Annotated in this window: 12 protein-coding genes; 4 read left to right on the plus strand and 8 right to left on the minus strand. The window is 52.7% G+C overall.

Annotated features, from left to right (window positions below):
• Positions 1-22: 22 nt before the first annotated feature.
• Both idnD and QNH99_RS18695 read right to left on the minus strand, forming a co-directional pair.
• Positions 23-1,066 carry an L-idonate 5-dehydrogenase gene (gene idnD / locus QNH99_RS18690; protein WP_145393558.1) on the minus strand — a complete coding sequence of 348 codons (1,044 nt, stop codon included), beginning with the start codon at positions 1,064-1,066 and terminating at the stop codon, positions 23-25.
• A gap of 30 nt (positions 1,067-1,096) precedes the next feature.
• Positions 1,097-1,864, minus strand: a complete 768-nt coding sequence (locus QNH99_RS18695; RefSeq protein ID WP_410517040.1) for an SDR family oxidoreductase — start codon at positions 1,862-1,864, stop codon at positions 1,097-1,099.
• A gap of 325 nt (positions 1,865-2,189) precedes the next feature.
• Here QNH99_RS18695 and QNH99_RS18700 point away from each other — a divergent pair, with 325 nt between their 5' ends.
• Positions 2,190-3,443 carry an enolase C-terminal domain-like protein gene (locus QNH99_RS18700; RefSeq protein WP_063878287.1) on the plus strand — a complete coding sequence of 418 codons (1,254 nt, stop codon included), beginning with the start codon at positions 2,190-2,192 and terminating at the stop codon, positions 3,441-3,443.
• A gap of 238 nt (positions 3,444-3,681) precedes the next feature.
• Here QNH99_RS18700 and QNH99_RS18705 read toward each other — a convergent pair whose 3' ends face one another.
• From QNH99_RS18705 to QNH99_RS18720, 4 genes are all read right to left on the minus strand, one after another.
• The gene (locus QNH99_RS18705) at positions 3,682-8,034 is read right to left on the minus strand and encodes a beta strand repeat-containing protein (RefSeq protein WP_410517041.1); all 4,353 of its coding nucleotides are present in this window, start codon (positions 8,032-8,034) and stop codon (positions 3,682-3,684) included.
• A 460-nt stretch (positions 8,035-8,494) separates the two neighbouring features.
• Positions 8,495-9,832, minus strand: coding sequence for an AAA-associated domain-containing protein (locus tag QNH99_RS18710; protein ID WP_063878285.1), 1,338 nt, complete (start codon positions 9,830-9,832; stop codon positions 8,495-8,497).
• 10 nt (positions 9,833-9,842) lie between these two features.
• Positions 9,843-11,579: an ABC transporter permease gene (locus tag QNH99_RS18715; RefSeq protein WP_145393557.1), complete on the minus strand. Its 1,737-nt coding sequence runs from the start codon at positions 11,577-11,579 to the stop codon at positions 9,843-9,845.
• Positions 11,580-12,297: 718 nt separating this feature from the next.
• Complete coding sequence (locus QNH99_RS18720) at positions 12,298-12,612, minus strand: hypothetical protein (RefSeq protein WP_063878283.1); 315 nt, start codon at positions 12,610-12,612, stop codon at positions 12,298-12,300.
• A gap of 392 nt (positions 12,613-13,004) precedes the next feature.
• Here QNH99_RS18720 and QNH99_RS18725 point away from each other — a divergent pair, with 392 nt between their 5' ends.
• The 3 genes from QNH99_RS18725 to QNH99_RS18735 all read left to right on the plus strand — a co-directional run bounded on the left by QNH99_RS18725 (position 13,005) and on the right by QNH99_RS18735 (position 15,378).
• Positions 13,005-13,967 carry a hypothetical protein gene (locus QNH99_RS18725; RefSeq protein ID WP_410517042.1) on the plus strand — a complete coding sequence of 321 codons (963 nt, stop codon included), beginning with the start codon at positions 13,005-13,007 and terminating at the stop codon, positions 13,965-13,967.
• An 11-nt stretch (positions 13,968-13,978) separates the two neighbouring features.
• Complete coding sequence (locus tag QNH99_RS18730; RefSeq protein WP_096011530.1) at positions 13,979-14,584, plus strand: hypothetical protein; 606 nt, start codon at positions 13,979-13,981, stop codon at positions 14,582-14,584.
• Between the two features lie 200 nt (positions 14,585-14,784).
• Positions 14,785-15,378, plus strand: coding sequence for a hypothetical protein (locus QNH99_RS18735; RefSeq protein ID WP_410517043.1), 594 nt, complete (start codon positions 14,785-14,787; stop codon positions 15,376-15,378).
• A gap of 321 nt (positions 15,379-15,699) precedes the next feature.
• Here QNH99_RS18735 and QNH99_RS18740 read toward each other — a convergent pair whose 3' ends face one another.
• Positions 15,700-17,040, minus strand: a complete 1,341-nt coding sequence (locus tag QNH99_RS18740; protein WP_096011528.1) for an aspartate aminotransferase family protein — start codon at positions 17,038-17,040, stop codon at positions 15,700-15,702.
• A gap of 63 nt (positions 17,041-17,103) precedes the next feature.
• Positions 17,104-18,468: an ethanolamine permease gene (eat, locus tag QNH99_RS18745; protein ID WP_063878279.1), complete on the minus strand. Its 1,365-nt coding sequence runs from the start codon at positions 18,466-18,468 to the stop codon at positions 17,104-17,106.
• Between the last annotated feature and the right edge of the window lie 184 nt (positions 18,469-18,652).

The following is an 18,652-nucleotide window of genomic DNA, read 5'->3' on the forward strand; positions in this document are numbered from 1 at the left end:
TGACGACTTGTTTTAGTGTCTTTTATGAAAACTGAACTAATACTTTTGAATGTTGCGTTTTATCACTGGCCGCATTTAATGCTGCCTCAATATCGTGATAGTCATAATGACCGGAGAGAATTGGACGCGGATCGATAATGCCTTTTTCCAGCCATTTAACCGCAACGTCAAATTCATCAATAAAGCGGAAGGAGCCTTTCCAACTTATTTCTTTTACCAGCATCTGTGCCACAGGAAAATTAAGTGGACTTTTTCCCATGCCTATTTGAACCACAACGCCGCCTGGTCGCGTCACCAGAATACTGGATTCAATCGCCGCTTCTGCGCCGCTGGCTTCCAGCGTGACGTCAAAATATCCCCGGTTTTCACCATAGCGGGCAACGGCGGCCTGATCGCTTGCATCCACCGCCGCGTCAGCCCCCATTTCCACCGCAATTCGGCGGCAACGCTCGCTCAGATCAAACGCCACAATCTCTGCCGCGCCGGAAGCTCTTGCCGCCGCAATCGCTAATGCGCCTATGGGGCCCGCGCCCATCACCAGCACCTTTTTACCCACGATGCTGCCTGCCACATTGAGCGCATGGATCACTACCGCAGTAGGCTCGGCAACGGCCATGACGCTGGACGGAACCTGCTCATCGTAAGCCACGCACTGTTGCGCAGGCACCACGACATACTGTGCAAATCCACCGTTCACGTGCGGGGTAAACTGGGCGCTCCCCATAAACCGCATGGTGGCACAGGCATTCTGCTTACCTGCCCGACAATACTCACACCGCCCACAAGGCTGAGAGGGATTAATCGCGACTTTTTGCCCCGGCTGTAGCGACGAAGCGGCCGGGGCATGAAAAATGCGCCCTACAAATTCATGACCAATCACCAGCGGTTGTGTGATCACCGATAATCCAGCGCGCCCTTCGTGGTAATAGTGAATATCAGAGCCGCAGATACCGCCGCATTCCACTTTCACAACGACATCATCATCCGAATATTTCAGCTCGCGCTGTTCAACCACTATCTCTTTTTTGCCCTTTGCCACACAGGCATGAGTTATTACGCTATGCACATCTTTTTCCTCTTCTCGGGTCAATGAGGCTTACAGCACAGCCAGCCAGCCGCCATCCACGTAAATAATCTGACCATTGATATAATCTGAGGCAGGCGATGAAAGAAAAACGGCCGTACCGGCCACTTCTTCGGGTCGTCCCCAACGCTGCGAAGGGTTGCTACTTTTCACCCAACTGTCGAACTGGACATCATTGACCAGCGCACTGTTCATATCCGTTAAGATGTAGCCCGGCCCAATCGCATTGGTCTGGATATTAAACTGCGCCCATTCGGCTGCCATTGAGCAGGTCAGCATCTTAATGCCGCCCTTGGCGGCGGTATAAGGTGCGACGGTTGGTCGAGCCGCCTGGCTGGTCAGCGAGCCGACATTAATGATTTTTCCGCCACGATTACGGGCGATCATGCGTTTTGCCGCCGCGCGAGACACCAGAAAGGCGCTGGTCAGGTTGGTATCAATCACCTTTTGCCAGTTTTCCAGTTCCAGCTCCAGCATGGGTTTGCGGTACTGAATCCCGGCGTTATTAATTAAGATATCGACCGCGATCCCCTGCTCGTCCAGACGGGAAAACGCCTCTTCTATGGCACTTTCACTCGTGACATCAAATACCATTCCGGTTACGCCAAAGCCTTTATCGGCGAGCTGTGCCACGGCGTCAGTCAGAACGGCCTCTCGCGTACCGTTCAAAATAACCTGCGCGCCGGCAGCGGCCAGCGCTTCCGCGTAGGCAAAACCCAGCCCCCGGGAGGAACCGGTTATTAAGGCCGTTTTACCGGTCAGGTCGAACATTGCAGTCATGTTTCACCTTTAAATATGTATGACAACTATCTTATTAAGGTGAATTTACGAGCAGATTAAATCAATACACAATGCGTATTTATGAGGCGCGCATCACAAAGCCTTAACAAAAAACCCATCTAAGTCATTGTATAATATTAATATAAACACAGATTATTTACAGAAAGGTGATTCAGTCGATCGCTGTCACAAAAACGGCAGGACAAAAATGAAATCGGCAAGCTTTGTGGTAGAAAGAACATGTTGTATGACAACATACCTTTGAGCCGTGAGCAGCAGCGATGAGTACGGTGGCAGCTAATGTTCTGAAAATTAAGGAGCTATTGTGAGTAATCTGTTTATCACCAACGTGAAAACAATTTTGACTGCGCCGGGCGGAATCGATCTGGTAGTGGTTAAAATCGAAACCAATGAGCCAGGGTTATATGGTTTGGGCTGCGCCACCTTCACGCAACGCATCTATGCCGTGCAAAGTGCCATTGACGAGTACCTTGCCCCGTTTCTGATTGGTAAAGATCCCGCCAGGATCGAAGATATCTGGCAGTCCGCCGCCGTGAGTGGCTACTGGCGTAACGGTCCGGTAATGAATAACGCCCTTTCCGGCATTGATATGGCGCTATGGGATATCAAAGGTAAGCAGGCCGGCCTGCCGGTTTATGAGCTGCTGGGCGGGAAATGTCGCGACGGTATCGCGCTCTATGTGCACACTGATGGCGCAGATGAAGCCGAAGTGGAGGACAGCGCACGCGCCAAAATGGAGGAAGGTTATCAGTATATTCGCTGCCAGATGGGCATGTATGGCGGTGCAGGTACCGACGACCTGAGGCTGATTGCCACCCGCATGGTGAAAGCGAAAAATATTCAACCCAAGCGCTCGCCACGTAACAAAGCGCCGGGGATCTATTTTGATCCAGAAGCCTACGCGAAAAGCATTCCGCGCCTGTTTGATCATCTGCGCAATAAGCTGGGTTTCAGCGTGGAGCTACTCCATGATGCTCATGAACGTATTACCCCAATTAACGCGATTCATATGGCCAAAGCGCTGGAGCCTTATCAGCTTTTCTTCCTTGAAGATCCGGTGGCACCCGAGAATACCGAGTGGCTGAAAATGTTGCGCCAGCAATCTTCCACGCCGATTTCAATGGGCGAGCTGTTCGTCAATGTGAATGAGTGGAAGCCGTTGATCGACAATAAACTGATTGATTACATCCGCTGCCACATTAGCTCGATTGGCGGTATCACACCGGCGAAAAAAATCGCCATTTACAGTGAATTAAATGGGGTTCGCACCGCCTGGCACAGCCCCGGCGATATTTCACCGGTTGGGGTTTGCGCCAATATGCATCTGGATCTGAGCTCACCCAACTTCGGCATTCAGGAATACACGCCAATGAATGATGCGCTGCGTGAGGTATTTCCGGGCTGCCCTGAGGTTGAGCAGGGCTATGCTTATGTTAATGATAAGCCAGGTTTGGGTATAGATATTAATGAGGCGCTGGCGGCGAAATTCCCCTGTGAGGGCGGCAATCCTGGCTGGACGATGGCCCGCACCCCGGACGGCACCGTCTGGCGTCCCTGAATAATCATGTGTTTTTGCAGAGGCTCAGCATTGAGCCTTTTGCTTATCACTCCTGTTAATGGCCGGGTCAGGCACCACCGAAACAGGCCGGCCAATGAAGGTTTATCGTGTTCAGAAAAAGATAAATAACAGGCCGGATAACGATGCTCTGTTTTTTCAGGTTATTCTGCGTGCTGGGTAAAATACGCTGACATGCTTTTCCCCTATGCACCACAATAATCCCTCCAGGCTAAGACGATTATTCTTCGGGTTTATTCACGATATTATTGTCTTCATCCATCTGGTAAGGCATATCCGCTTCTATTCCCCCCTTTCCGGTTTTGGCAACCACACTGGTGTAACGCTTTCCATCCCAGCAGCGAAAAATCAGGGTTGAATTCTCCCCGGCCGTCAGCGTAGAGCCATTGCTCCCTATCAGTTTGCTGCGGCAGCCCGCGGTAAGAATGCTGTTGATGCCCGCCGTCAACTTGCTTCGATCTCCCGCCATGAGTATGCATTCATTGCCTGCGGTCAGTTTGCTGCGATCGCCTGCGGTGAGATAACTGTTGTTGCCTGCCAGAAGCTTGCTGCGATCCCCGGCGGTTTGGGTGCTGTCTGCACCCGCGATCAGCTTGCCGCGCTCTCCAGCCATTTGCACACTGTCTGCCCCGGAGATTAATGTGCTGCGATAACCCGCCGTTTGTGAGCTGCCTTTTCCGGCAATCAGCATGCTGCGGTTGCCCGTGATCTGTGTACTTTCCGGGCCAGCAATCAACGAGCTTCGATGGCTGGCGATCTGATTACTGCCATATCCCGCCGTTAAGCTACTGCGTCTGCCGGAAATCAGGCTGCTTCCGTAACCGGCGGTAAGTACGCTGCGAAGCCCGCTGATTAACGTACTGCCATAGCCCGCCGTCAGGAAGCTACGAATACCGCTGGTCAGCGTACTGCCGTAGCCTGCAATCAGGGAGCTGTCTGCGCCCGCCGTTGAGGTACTGCCGTAACCTGCCGTCAGCGTGCTGCTGTGTTCTGCCGTTTGCGTGCTGCCATAACCGGCTGTCAGCGTGCTTTGATAACCGGCAGTCTGGGTGCTGCCGTAACCGGCAATCAATGAGCTGTCATAACCGGCCATCGAGGTACTACCATATCCGGCAGTCAACGAACTCTCTTCCCGGGCAGTCTGCGAACTCCCGTAACCGGCCATCAGCGTACTTTTAAAACTGGCTGTCTGGGTGCTGCCATAACCGGCAATCAGCGAACTCTCATAGCCTGCCGTCGAGGTACTGCCGTAGCCGGTCGTGAGATCGCTATTCTCCTGCGCCGTCTGGGTACTGCCGTAGCCCGCCGTCAGAATGCTGTTGTAGCCCGCGGTCTGGGTGCTGCCGTAGCCCGCAATCAGCGAGCTGTCGTAACCCGCCGTCGAGGTGCTGCCGTAGCCGGTCGTCAGATCGCTGCGCTCCTGCGCCGTCTGGGTGCTGCCGTACCCGGCGGTCAGAATGCTGTGATAGCCCGCGGTCTGGGTGCTGCCGTAGCCCGCGATTAACGAGCTGTCGTAACCCGCCGTCGAGGTGCTGCCGTAGCCGGTCGTGAGATCGCTCTGCTCCTGCGCCGTCTGGGTACTGCCGTAACCGGCGGTCAGGATGCTGTTGTACCCGGCAGTCTGGGTGCTGCCGTAGCCCGCAATCAGCGAGCTGTCGGCCCCGGCGGTTGAGGTGCTGCCGTAGCCGGTCGTCAGATCGCTGCGCTCCTGCGCCGTCTGGGTACTGCCGTAACCGGCTGTCAGAATGCTGTGATAGCCCGCGGTCTGGGTGCTGCCGTAGCCCGCAATCAGCGAACTGTCGTAACCCGCCGTCGAAGTGCTGCCGTAGCCGGTCGTGAGATCGCTCTGCTCCTGCGCCGTCTGGGTGCTGCCGTAACCGGCGGTCAGGATGCTGTTGTACCCGGCAGTCTGGGTGCTGCCGTAGCCCGCGATTAATGAGCTGTCGGCACCGGCGGTTGAGGTGCTGCCGTAGCCGGTCGTCAGATCGCTGCGCTCCTGCGCCGTCTGGGTACTGCCGTAACCGGCTGTCAGAATGCTGTTGTACCCGGCGGTCTGGGTGCTGCCATAGCCCGCAATTAATGAGCTGTCGGCCCCGGCGGTTGAGGTACTGCCGTAGCCCGTCGTCAGCACACTCTGCTCGCGCGCCGTCTGGGTACTGCCATAGCCCGCCGTCAGGCTGCTGTGATAGCTGGCGGTCTGGGTGCTGCCGTAGCCTGCAATGATTGAACTGTCGGCACCCGCCGTGCCGGTACTGCCATAACCCGCGGTGAGGTCACTGCCTTCTCGCGCCGTCTGGGTACTGCCATAGCCCGCCGTCAACACACTGTTGTAGCTGGCGGTCTGGGTACTGCCGTATCCCGCAATCAGCGAGCTGTCGGACCCGGCGGTTGAGGTGCTGCCGTAACCGGCGGTGAGATCGCTGCCCTCCTGCGCCGTCTGGGTACTGCCGTAACCGGCTGTCAGGATACTGTTGTACCCGGCGGTCTGGGTGCTGCCATAGCCTGCAATCAGCGAGCTGTCGGCACCTGCCGTAGAAGTACTGCCGTAGCCCGTCGTCAGCACACTCTGCTCACGCGCCGTCTGCGTACTGCCGTACCCCGCTGTCAGGCTGCTGTTATAGCTGGCTGTCTGAGTACTGCCGTAGCCTGCAATGATTGAACTGTCTGACCCCGCCGTGCCGGTACTGCCATAACCGGCGGTAAGGTCGCTGCCTTCTCGCGCCGTCTGGGTACTGCCGTAACCGGCTGTCAGGATACTGTTGTACCCGGCGGTCTGGGTGCTGCCATAACCTGCAATCAGCGAGCTGTCGGCACCTGCCGTAGAGGTGCTGCCGTAGCCCGTCGTCAGCACACTCTGCTCACGCGCCGTCTGCGTACTGCCGTATCCCGCCGTCAGGCTGCTGTTATAGCTGGCTGTCTGGGTGCTGCCGTAGCCCGCAATGATTGAACTGTCTGACCCCGCCGTGCCGGTACTGCCATAACCGGCGGTAAGGTCGCTGCCTTCTCGTGCCGTCTGGGTACTGCCGTAGCCCGCCGTCAACACACTGTTGTAGCTGGCGGTCTGGGTACTGCCATAGCCCGCGATTAATGAGCTGTCGGACCCGGCTGTAGACGTACTGCCATAACCGGTGATGAGATCGCTTTCTTTCTGCGCGGTCTGCGTACTGCCGTAACCCGCCGTCAGCGTGCTGCTGTAACCCGCAGTCTGGGTACTGCCATAGCCCGCGATCAATGAACTTTCATAACCGGCAGTCGAGGTACTGCCATAACCGGCGGTGAGATCGCTGCCCTTCTGCGCGGTCTGCGTACTGCCGTAACCCGCCGTCTGGCTGCTCTCTTCCCCGGCCGTCTGGGTACTGCCATAGCCCGCGATTAATGAGCTGTCGGACCCCGCCGTACCGGTACTGCCGTAACCGGCGGTGAGATCGCTGCCCTTCTGCGCGGTCTGCGTACTGCCGTAACCCGCCGTCAGCGAGCTGTCTTCGCCCGCCGTCTGGGTACTGCCGTAACCGGCGATCAATGAGCTGTCATCCCCCGCCGTACCGGTGCTGCCGTAACCGGCGGTGAGATCGCTGCCCTTCTGCGCGGTCTGCGTGCTGCCGTAACCCGCCGTCTGGCTGCTCTCTTCCCCGGCCGTCTGGGTACTTCCGTAGCCCGCAATCAATGAACTGTCGGACCCCGCCGTACCGGTACTGCCGTAACCGGCGGTGAGATCGCTGCCCTTCTGCGCGGTCTGGGTGCTGCCGTAACCCGCCGTCAGCGAGCTGTCTTCCCCTGCCGTCTGGGTACTGCCGTAACCGGCGATCAGCGAGCTGTCGTCCCCCGCCGTGCCGGTGCTGCCGTAACCGGCGGTGAGATCGCTGCCTTTCAGGCCGGTCTGCGTACTGCCGTAACCCGCCATCTGACTACTCTCTTCCCCGGCGGTCTGGGTGCTGCCGTAGCCTGCGACTAATGCGCTGTCTGCCCCCGCCGTACCGGTGCTGCCATAACCGGCAATTAATGTGCTGTTATCGCCCGCCGTCTCGGTACTGCCATACCCGGCGATCAGCTGACTCTGATGCGTGCCGCTGAGCGTACTGCCATAGGTTCCGATTTCAATTGTTTGCGTCGGCTGAGTGCTGCCTGATTCGATGGTTGCATCAATGTCATCGACTACGGGCAGCGATCGCTCCCCTGCCTTTATTTCTGAAGCGACATCAGGAATAACCGATCCGGCCTGCGTTTCCGTACTGGCAATATAATCAGCGTGATGGTGCAGGATAAATTGCATTGCACTGGTTTTCGTTCCGACGTGAAGAACCTCAGCACGGGGAAATTTAACCCAGCCATGGGTTTCTATCGCGATACATTCATCGACAGGGACTTCAGCGACAACCCACCGGGCATCGGCATGCAGGCTTAACGGGGAATCCGATCCTTTTCCCCAGGCCAGTCCCGTCAGCCCGTTCTCAAAGCCTTTAACAGGCTTCCAGTATTTACACTCCACGATACCACTCAAGGGCCAGATGATTCCGCCGTGATCGGCCATATTATTAGCACAGGTACGCAATATTAAAATCTTGTCATCTTTCATGTCTAAACCTTCATTTCATTAGGGCATCAAAATAGTCTTACTCCTGTAGTTAAAAAAGGACCTAATTATAATCATTTAAATATCGACCTAACTCACAAATATTAAATAAATCACAAAATATTAATAAATAATATATTACCAACACTTAATTGGCAGGAAGAGGAAAAATAAGTATTAATGGAATTAAATGCTGATCAATAATTATTTAATTGAAAAACAATGACAGAAAGAACATACCAATCAACCAGTTAAAAGACTGGTTTTTAGCGTGCAGGTAATTAATTATGATTATTAAATTCAGTGATAAACTATTTATGTCTGCGCGATAAGATCAGTTTAAAATGCGTTTATTCATCCTTCAGGAAGGATATTAACCTTGAGAATCTTTCAGGCACCATCCCGCGCTGAAAATCGGGATGGTGTAAACCGTGAATAGCCACGTTTCACTGAACGAACGGGATCAGAACTCAACGTCTTCCAGACTGAAGAATTCGGTCTGATCATTATAAGAGAAGATCTCCGCATAGCGGCCCCAGTTGATCACGCTGTCCAGGGTCTCTTTGGCGGCGCTGTCAGCCAGCGAGTCTTCCAGCTCCTGCTCAAAGCGCACGCGCGGCGCACGATGGCCCGGGCGCTCATCCAGTACGGTTTTAATCAAGGCCGCCAGCGGTACATAACGCAGCAGATGATCGGCAAACATGATTTTGCGCTGCTGCGTATCCGACTCGGCAAAAACCCGGGCGGGCGGTGTCAGAAAAATGTCCCCTTCCCGCACGTCGGCAAAGCCCAGCGACTGCAGTACCTCGGCTATCGGGAACAGCTCATCCACCTCCAGATGCAGCGAACGGGCCACATCTGGCATGTCTGCACGACCGTGATAAGGTGCGGCCGCCAGGGTTTCAATCAGGCCGGCCATCAGGTTAGTCGATACGTGAGGCAGACGTGTGCCCAGCCTGAGGCTCTTTTTCACGTTATCGCTGGTTGGTCTGGCCGTCATCTGGGTGTACACATCATCGACCAGACGACGGAACGCAGGGTCCAGGCGATTGCGGGGATGACCAAAAGGAACCTTGATTTCCGCGACCACACGTCCGGGGTTAGACGACAGCACCAGAATACGGTCGCACATAAAAACAGCTTCTTCGATGTTGTGGGTGACGATAAGCACCGACTTCATCGGCATCTGGCCTTCGTTCCACAAATCGAGTAAATCGGTACGTAACGTTTCGGCGGTTAATACGTCCAGCGCGGAGAAAGGCTCATCCATCAATAACAGGGTGGGATCGACCACCAGCGCGCGCGCAAAGCCGACACGCTGGCGCATCCCGCCGGACAGCTCGCGCGGATAGGCGTTTTCAAAACCGTCCAGACCGATCAGGTCGATGGCCGCCAGCGCGCGTTTCCTGCGTTCCGCTTTTTCCACGCCCAGCGCCTCAAGGCCAGCTTCCACGTTTTGCAGCACCGTCAACCAGGGAAACAGCGCAAAGGTCTGAAACACCATTGCGACGCCTTTGGCGGGCCCGTTGAGCGGCTTGCCCAGATACTCGACTGAACCGGAACCCGGCGTAATCAGGCCAGAAATGATGCGCAGCAGTGTCGATTTTCCTGAACCGGAGCGGCCCAGCAGAGCGACAATCTCCCCTTCCTGCAGGGTGAGATTGACGTCATCGAGGATCAGCACTTCGCCATGCGTTTTATCGTAACCGTGCTTAATGCCTTTTACCGACAGGACCGCTTTGCGCCCTTCTGGTTTTCTGTTCGACACGTCTGCGTTCAGTGTGGATGGGTTGTTTAACATCAGGTGTCCCTTAATTAGCACGGAATTTTGATTCGGCGTACACGTACAGTGGTCGCCACAGCAGACGGTTGAACAGGGTGACAAACAGCGACATCACCGCGATCCCCAGAATGATTTTGGGAAAGTCGCCGGCGGCGGTTGTTTGTGCAATATAAGCACCTAAACCGTGCGCCGTGACCTGAGTATTTCCCCACTGCACAAATTCAGACACGATGCTGGCATTCCACGCGCCTCCGGAGGCGGTAATCGCCCCTGTAATGTAGTAAGGAAAAATGCCGGGTAACATCACCTGACGCCACCATTGCCAGCCGCGGATGTGAAAGTTCGCTGCGGCCTCTTTATAGTCGTTGGGAAACGCCGTGGTCCCCGCCACGACGTTGAACAGAATGTACCACTGGGTGCCCAGCACGATGAGCGGTGACAGCCAGATGTCCGGATTAAGATGGAAATGCACAATCATAATCACGAATACGGGAAACATCAGGTTTGCCGGGAAGGCCGCGAGGAACTGGGCGACCGGCTGGATTTTCCCCGCCAGGGCAGGCCGCAGGCCGATCATGACGCCCAGCGGCACCCATACCAGCGACGAAATCAGGATCAGTATCGTTACACGTAATAAGGTAATCAGCCCCAGCGTAAAGACGTGTTTCACCTCATCGAGCGTGACGCCGAGTTGAACATAAGTGATGACCCGGTAAACCACATACAGGGTCAGTAAGATCACAAAGGCACCCCAGACAATATCACCCAACCGCGAGGCGCGTTGCGTACGGCTCTCAGCACGTACCGGTCCCCTTGCTGGCCAGCGCCACGAGATACGCGCCAGCGCTGACAGCAGCAGCCGTAATGGCGTAAAGATTTGGTGAATCAGACGCGTCCTGCGCATCAGGTCACGCACCCATGATGTGGGTGCATTGCCTGAACGCGTGTTTTCCATACGGAATTTATCCGCCCAGGCGACCAGCGGCCTGAACAGCAGCTGATCATAAGCCAGAATCACAATCACCATGGTCAGTAATACCCAGCCCACCGCGTGAATGTCTTTATGCAGAATAGCCTGCGCCAGGTAGCCACCCACGCCGGGCAAGGTAAAGGTGTTATTGCCCACAGTGATCGCTTCAGAGGCGACAATAAAGAACCAGCCGCCTGACATCGACATCATCATGTTCCAGACCAGCCCTGGCACGGCAAAAGGCGCATCCAGCTTCCAGAAACGCTGCCATCCGGTCAGATGGAAGCCGCGCGACACTTCAACCAGGTCGGCTGGCACCGTGCGTAGCGACTGATAAAAGCTAAAGGTCATATTCCAGGCCTGACTGGTGAACAGGGCAAAGATGGCCGCCAGCTCAACGCCCAGCACCTGCCCCGGAAAGAGCGCAATAAAGAAGGTGACAGTAAAGGAGATGTAGCCCAGCACCGGCACGGACTGCAGGATATCCAGAATGGGCACCAACACTTTTTCAGCGCGACGGCTTTTGGCGGCCAGCGTGCCGTAAATCAGGCTGAAGACCAGTGAAGCCAGCATCGCCACCAGCATGCGCAAGGTGGTGCGCATGGCATATTCTGGCAGATTAGAAGGATCGAGCGAGATCGCCTGCGTTTTTAAACTGTCTATCGGCATCAGCGTTTGATGAAAGCCCACCGCCACCATCGCAATCAGGCAGATAATCAGGGGAAAAGCCACGGCATCCCAGACGTTAGGCAATAACCGTCTGTTGGCCGCCAGCATGGTGAATCGGAAGTTCATGAACCCTCTCTTCTTTTCATCACGGGAGCGACTGAATTATTTCAGGTGAGGGATTATCAGGCAGGATTATTAAACGTATGCTCACCTGATGACGGGGTTTTTGTTAATTTTTTATGAAGGCAAAACCCCGATCTGATCGCTCATCCCCAAATGCATTAGTTTCCCATCAAAAACCGGCCCGGCAATATCGTCAGGACGCCTTCAAACATCCAATGCCTACTGAAGCATAGAGTAGATTTATTGCTATAAATAAAACACGCGACGGCGCTACTAACGGCGATGGCGAATTTATCATCCCCTGTCACATAAGTTTCTGGCAGGTGAGCGCCCTGCTTGTGAGATGACAATCAGGAAGAGAGTGACATAAAAGCATTAGAAAAGTTAAACAAGATGATGATTTCGTGCAGGTGGCCTAACGGAGGCGCTGAATCAGGATCAATACGGTTGATCTCAAAACGGATGCCTGGTCACTCACGCAACGTCTGTGCTTTGCGGCAGCAAGACGGCTCGGGAAGGGGAAAACATCTCACGCGCTGATGCTGAGCGATTGCAATGTAAATATTCAGATCGGGTTCGTGCCACTAAAATGGGTACAACCGTTGAAAGAAACGCGCGTTCAAGACAGGAAACCACGGAATGGGTGTTTCTTTGATTTATTGCGAAAGGCGAACCGGTAAACGGAGATTCCCTGCCCGAAATACAGGCAGGGAAACGGTTTTTAGTTATGTACTTTAACTGGCGTACATTTTGGCACGGTGACGACCGGTTCCTGGCCCAGAATGCCGGGGATCATCTGAGACTGACAGTCAAAAATACGGCCTTTATCTGTGGTTGCACGATAAGACAGCATTTGAGATCCCAGCGTATCTGGTTTTGTCGCGGACACGTTGGTTACGGTCAGCTCATCAGAAGAACTCAGACCCAGCATTTTTGCTGTCTCGGTCTGAAGGGGAGGAATGGCGTCATTAGAAGACATCGTGCTACAGCCACTCAGCGCAAGGAGAGCAAAAGCAACAAGTACCCTGTTTTTCATGATTTTATTTATCCCAAATAAATGTAAAAGGAGAGGTTAAAAAAACTCAAGCATTTGATTAATTCCTGCACGATAGTTTTAAACCTTTCCGCCACATTAAAGCAACAAATTATGTCGCTTTGGTGCTACACGTTTTGTTGATAAAACGGATATAACCTGGCTGACAGCGCATAAGTCGCGGCATGAAAAGGTTGCATTGTCATGAAATGTAAAGCAGGGTTAATCACTTGATAAGCCACAAACTTCTTACAGAGGGATGGCTGGCATGGATGGCGACATCGACACATTGATGGCTCTAATGGATCATTAAGACTATTCCTAATTAATTCGTTTCCGCTGCGCTTTACCCTTGACGCTTCATAACCCGGTCATCATCAGCAAGGAGTGAGCTAATGGCCTTATCAGAATCCTATTCAAATAACCTTCCGGATTACGGCCTTGGCCGACGGATGGGCCTGGTGTCCGCAGATGACATTGATTTCACCGCCCTGGCCAATCGTCTGGATTGCACGCGCGATTTTAGTCAGGTGGGCATCATCTATTCCGATGGCCGCGAACAATGGCTTGTTCGCCCTTCTCGCCGCTACGCTTCGCCAAACCGAAGTAGTGTGAGTCATGTGGTGATTACTAAGGTCCCAACCGTCATTCCGCAAACGGCGGCGAAGACCTTAACAGATACGTTAAGTAAGCCCTCGCTTGCAACTGAAATTACGTCGACGGCATTTTCATGCGGTGCGGCCGTTGCTACAGTTGTCTTAGCATTAGGAGCAGCGGCAGCGGTGCCCATCACGGCAGGCGCATCTGGTATTGTTGCCGGTGTTATTACAGCAGGCGGAGTAGCCACTGGCTTGCAATGCTTCGTAGGCGCAGCAAGGCTTTTTTTAATTGCAAATGATAAAGAAGAAACGTTGACATGGTTTGACTCTCAGGAATGGTATACGGCAACGATTACTGCACTTGATATTATTTCTCTTGCCGGAGCGGGTGCAGGATTAAAAAGTACCATAGAAACTTATAAGTTAATGAAAGCAACCACGTCTTCAGGAAATTTAATTAACTGGCTTAAATCACTAAGCAGGTCTGAACGCCGGCGCATTACTGAGGAAATAATACGCTCGCAAAATCCCGGCATCTCTAATGCAGGCATAAAAGCTGTAATGAAAGCGGGTATATATCCTAAGCGTTACCCTGCAGAAGCATTGCAAAAATCTTTGCAACGGGAACTTTCTTCAGCATTCGTCAACTCTTCAGCATTCGTTGGCAGTGCCCTTACCGGCACAATAAAAAACCCCCAGATTATTTCCCAATCTGGGAAATATTTGATTGGGATGATTCAATCTTTTTCTACAAATTAATTGTGTATATTATGCTGATACAACTGAAAAAAAATTTAGAACTTAGCAAAAGTACAACTAAAAGAATGGTAACAAACGATCTTGATGAGCTCGAACACATTAAAGACGATATGAAAGAATTAATGGAAAAGCCCATAGGTTTTCATACTATGGGTTTACCTTTAGTGGTGAGTTTCATTCTTACTCTGCTTAGTTTTGCAATGCCTCAGGCGTTAATTTGGGAGGCTGTATTTTCCTTTATGGGGTGGCCTGATTATGCTTTACTAGGAGGAATTATTCTCACGGGACTACCTTATTGTCTAATTATGTTTCCATCTTTATCATTGATAGCGAGAGGTAATTACACGGCGCTTAAAGTTTATATCTCTCTTATGTATTTCACCAGCGCAGTCGCACTCTTATATCTTGGTCATTCACTATGGGCGCTCATGTTTGGTGAAAACACCTCGACTTTAACTTTTCTATCATCCTGCCTGGGCGTTATCTTTATGCTTATTGCATTTAAATGCATAAATAGCCTAATGTTTTATAAAAGTAATGCCTTCTATTTGCACAATCGCATATGGCGAAAACAGCTTGAAATTCAGAGGAAAAGCACAAGCAATCTCAAAAAATAAAAAATCGCCCATTAGTTTTTATTATAAATTTAAAGACAAAGTTATAAAAAAAGCAACTTTATTTTTTTATAAACCATAATCTTTAAGTAAAAAAATGCCTTTAGTACAGGGAATGATAATGGCTGTTTAAATGCTACAATCGATTAATTTTAAGCAATATACTCTTAATGTCGAAGCACTTCTCTTTACAGGTATAAAAAATGCTACGCCAGTTAAAAAAGACATTAAACGTCAGCCTTACCATTGATAATAAAATAAAAAATGGTGATATTAATAAGTTAGAAGAAGTTAAAGAAGATATGACAGATGAGATGGACGTGCCGATTGGATGGCATACTATGGGTCTTCCACTGATAGCAAGTGTCATGCTGACATTGATAAGTTTTTCTCTTCCTCAAATCTCTCTCTGGCATGGCATTTCAAATTGGATGAACTGGTCAGAACATGCTTTTTTGACAGGAACAATAATCACAGATTTTATATATTGCATCATCATAAACCCTTTAATGATTCTGATAGCAAGAGGGCATTACTGGGCACTTAAAAGCTATGTTTACTTAGCCTTTAGCACTACCGTGTTAGTCGTGCTATTTTTTATATATACCACATTTGGCATGTTACTCGGTGCAGAGATAAAAACCACTCATTTGGTAGCCTCAATCATTGGAACCATTTTAATTGCATTGAGTTTAAGATGTCTTAACAGCATGATTTTTTATCGCATGATTGCTTACTGCTTGCACAACCGTGCCTGGCGCAAGCAAATTGAATCAGAATGCAAGCACGCGTCGTAAGCAGGAAGTTTACATTAATCAGATTAAACGATCTCAGGCCTTTTCCCAGGGCCTGATTAAAAAACCTTAGCAAACGCTGAGTACAAAAAATTATAATATTCAACCCGTAACAAGATACACACCTGTTAAATTAACCTCATCATAAATCCTTTAAGTTAAATTAAAATAAGACTGAAAGCCTCAATATTTAACACACAATATTCCGTTTTGCTGACCTGACTGAGCCCGGCATGCGTCGGGCTTTCTTCGTGCATCAATCACCGCCAGCCGGGCCATACGCCGGGCAGTTAATAACATTGTTATCCTGTGCCCGGCGACGGTTTATCCCTGCAGTTTTCTCAGGCAGCGATCCATCGCACTGACCACCCAGTCGATATCGCCCGTCTGGAAACAGAGCGGCGGTCTGATCTTCAGCACGTTGCCGTAAGGCCCGGCGACAGACGTCAGCACACATTCCTCGCGCAGCGCCTCAACCAGATCGAGCGCCAGCCTTTTGTCTGGCTGCTTAGTTTCTCTGTCCGTGACCAGCTCAAAGCCGATAAACAGGCCTGCGCCGCGCACGTCGCCTATGCAGGCATAACTATCCTGAAGCGACTGCAAGGCCGATAACAAGGCTTGCCCGGTTTTCAGGCTGTGTGCCTGAAGTGCCTCCTGCTCAATCACATCCATCACCGCATGCGCCGCCGCCATCGAAACCGGATTGCCGCCAAACGTATTGAAATACGGCAGCGAATCACTGAAGGCCGCCATAACCGGCGCTTTCGCCATCAAACCGGATACGGGAATACCGTTACCCATCGGCTTGCCGGTCGTTACCACATCAGGCACCACACCGTGGCGCGCAAATCCCCAGAATGCTTCCCCCGTGCGGGCAAAACCGGGTTGAACCTCATCGGCAATAAAAATCCCGCCGTTTTGATGAACCACTTCAATCGCCTGCTTTAAAAAGCCAGGCTCGCCGGGTAATACCCCGTCAGAAGAGAAAATCGAATCGGCCAGGAACCCCGCAAACTTGATACCGTGCGCGGCCATATCATCGATCTGTTTCTGAATTTCGTGGGCAAACCAGGCCCCCTGATCGGCGGGCTGAATGCGATAAAAATCGGGCGATGCCACCAGTCGGGTATGCGATGACAGCGGCTGACCGCTGCCCAGTGCCGGTGATACGCCGGACGTCAGCGCACTGGTACCGTGATAGGCCTCTTTCGAAACGATAATGCCCGTGCCGCCGCTCCAGGCGTGCGCCATGCGTATTGCCAGATCGTTCGCCTCGGAACCCGTACACATGTACATAGCCCGATCGATGGCCGCTGGCATCGTTGCCAGAATTCGTTCGCTATATTCCAGGATAGACTCATGCAGATAGCGCGTGTGCGTATTCAGCCGCATCATCTGCTGATGCACGGCCTCCACAACCGCCGGATGGCAGTGGCCGATGCTGGCGACGTTGTTATACATATCCAGGTACTGGTTACCCGCCTGGTCCCAGAGATACTGACCCTGTCCCCGCACCAGATGCACAGGATTACGATAAAACAGCCGATACGACTCACCCAGCACCTTACTGCGTTTATCGGTTAACTGGCGAATCGCCGGGGCCAGCGCTTCCGCGTTCTCTGCACGAAAGCTGTTGGTATCCATAATGGTTGAACGTACCGTCATCATTGCTCCTCAGGTTCAATGCAGACGCTGGCGCACATCAGTGCGCGGCAGCGCCTGTCTGCGTTAGTCGATCTCCGCCGCGACAGAGGTTTGCGCGATCGTGCCGCGCCGGGAGTGGGTGGTCAGAAAATAGAGGTAACCCACGACCATAAAGGCCAGGAACAGCGCGCCAATCTCTGGGTTAAACCACAACATCGCCGCCAGGCAGATCAGCGAGCCGCACAGGGCGATCGCGGGGATAACCGGATAACCCGGCGCGCGGTAGCTGCGTTCCAGCCCAGGGGCCGTGCGACGCAACTTAAACAGGCTCAGCATGCTCATGATGTACATCACAATCGCACCAAACACCGACATGGTGATCATGGCAGCGGTCAGGCTCATCCCCTGAAAGCTGATACCGTCAGAAAAAATGGCCAGAATCCCTACCACGCCACCGGCCAGAATCGCACGGTGCGGTGTGTTAAACCGTGACAGCTTCGCCAGAGCGGGCGGCAGATAGCCTTCACGGGCCAGCGCAAAGAACTGGCGCGAATAGCCCATGATGATGCCGTGAAAACTGGCAATCAGACCGAATAAGCCAATCCAGACCAGCATGTGCATCCAGCGTGAATCATTACCGACCAGCATTTTCATCGCCTGCGGCAGCGGATCGTTGATGCCCGATAAAGTACGCCAGTCGCCTGCACCGCCCGCAAACACCATCACGCCAATCGCTAAAACCACCAGCGTTAAAATGCCGCTGATATAGGCGCGAGGAATAGTGCGGCGCGGGTCTTTTGCCTCTTCTGCCGCCATCGCAACGCCTTCAATCGCCAGAAAGAACCAAATGGCAAAGGGAATCGCGGCAAACATGCCGGACACAGAAGCCCCTGAGAAGGTTTCTTGTCCTGCCCAGCCGTGGGCGACAAAATTCGCCAGACTAAAGCCGGGTGCCACAACGCCCATAAAGACCAGCAGCTCAATCACGGCAAGCAGCGTGACCAGTAACTCAAAGGTGGCAGCGATGCTGACGCCGACGATATTCAGCCCCATAAACACCAGATAGGCGCACACGGCGATAAGCTTTGGATTGATCTCCGGAAACTGCACATTGAGATAGGCACCGATCGCCATCGCAATAGCAGGAGGCGCAAACACAAACTCGATCAGCGTAGCGATACCGGCAATCAGCCCGCCGGTGTCACCGAACGCCCGGCGGCTGTAGGCAAACGGGCCACCTGCCTGAGGAATGGCCGTTGTCAGTTCAGTAAAGCTGAAGATAAAGCAGGTATACATGACGGCAACAAAAAATGTCGTAACCAGAAAGCCCAGGGTGCCTGCTGCGCCCCAGCCGTAGCTCCAGCCGAAATACTCACCCGATATCACCAGCCCCACGGCGATGCCCCAGAGTCGCAGGGTGCCCAGGGTGGGTTTCAGTTTCTCTTTCATCACTGCGTTCCCCGTCTGTGTTAATGGAAAATAGGCTGCACAAAAGCTGTCGGGTAGATGATGGACACAGTGAGGAGGGAAAAACTTGACCGCAGAAAACAGAACGCCGTGATTTAAGGTCAACTTGCCCCAGGCCAGGCCGCCAGGTGCCTGCCAAAGTCAATTTTCCTCTGCTTTCAGGTCA

It is taken from the genome of Pantoea allii (genome assembly GCF_046529425.1).
Taxonomy (GTDB): Bacteria; Pseudomonadota; Gammaproteobacteria; order Enterobacterales; family Enterobacteriaceae; genus Pantoea; species Pantoea allii.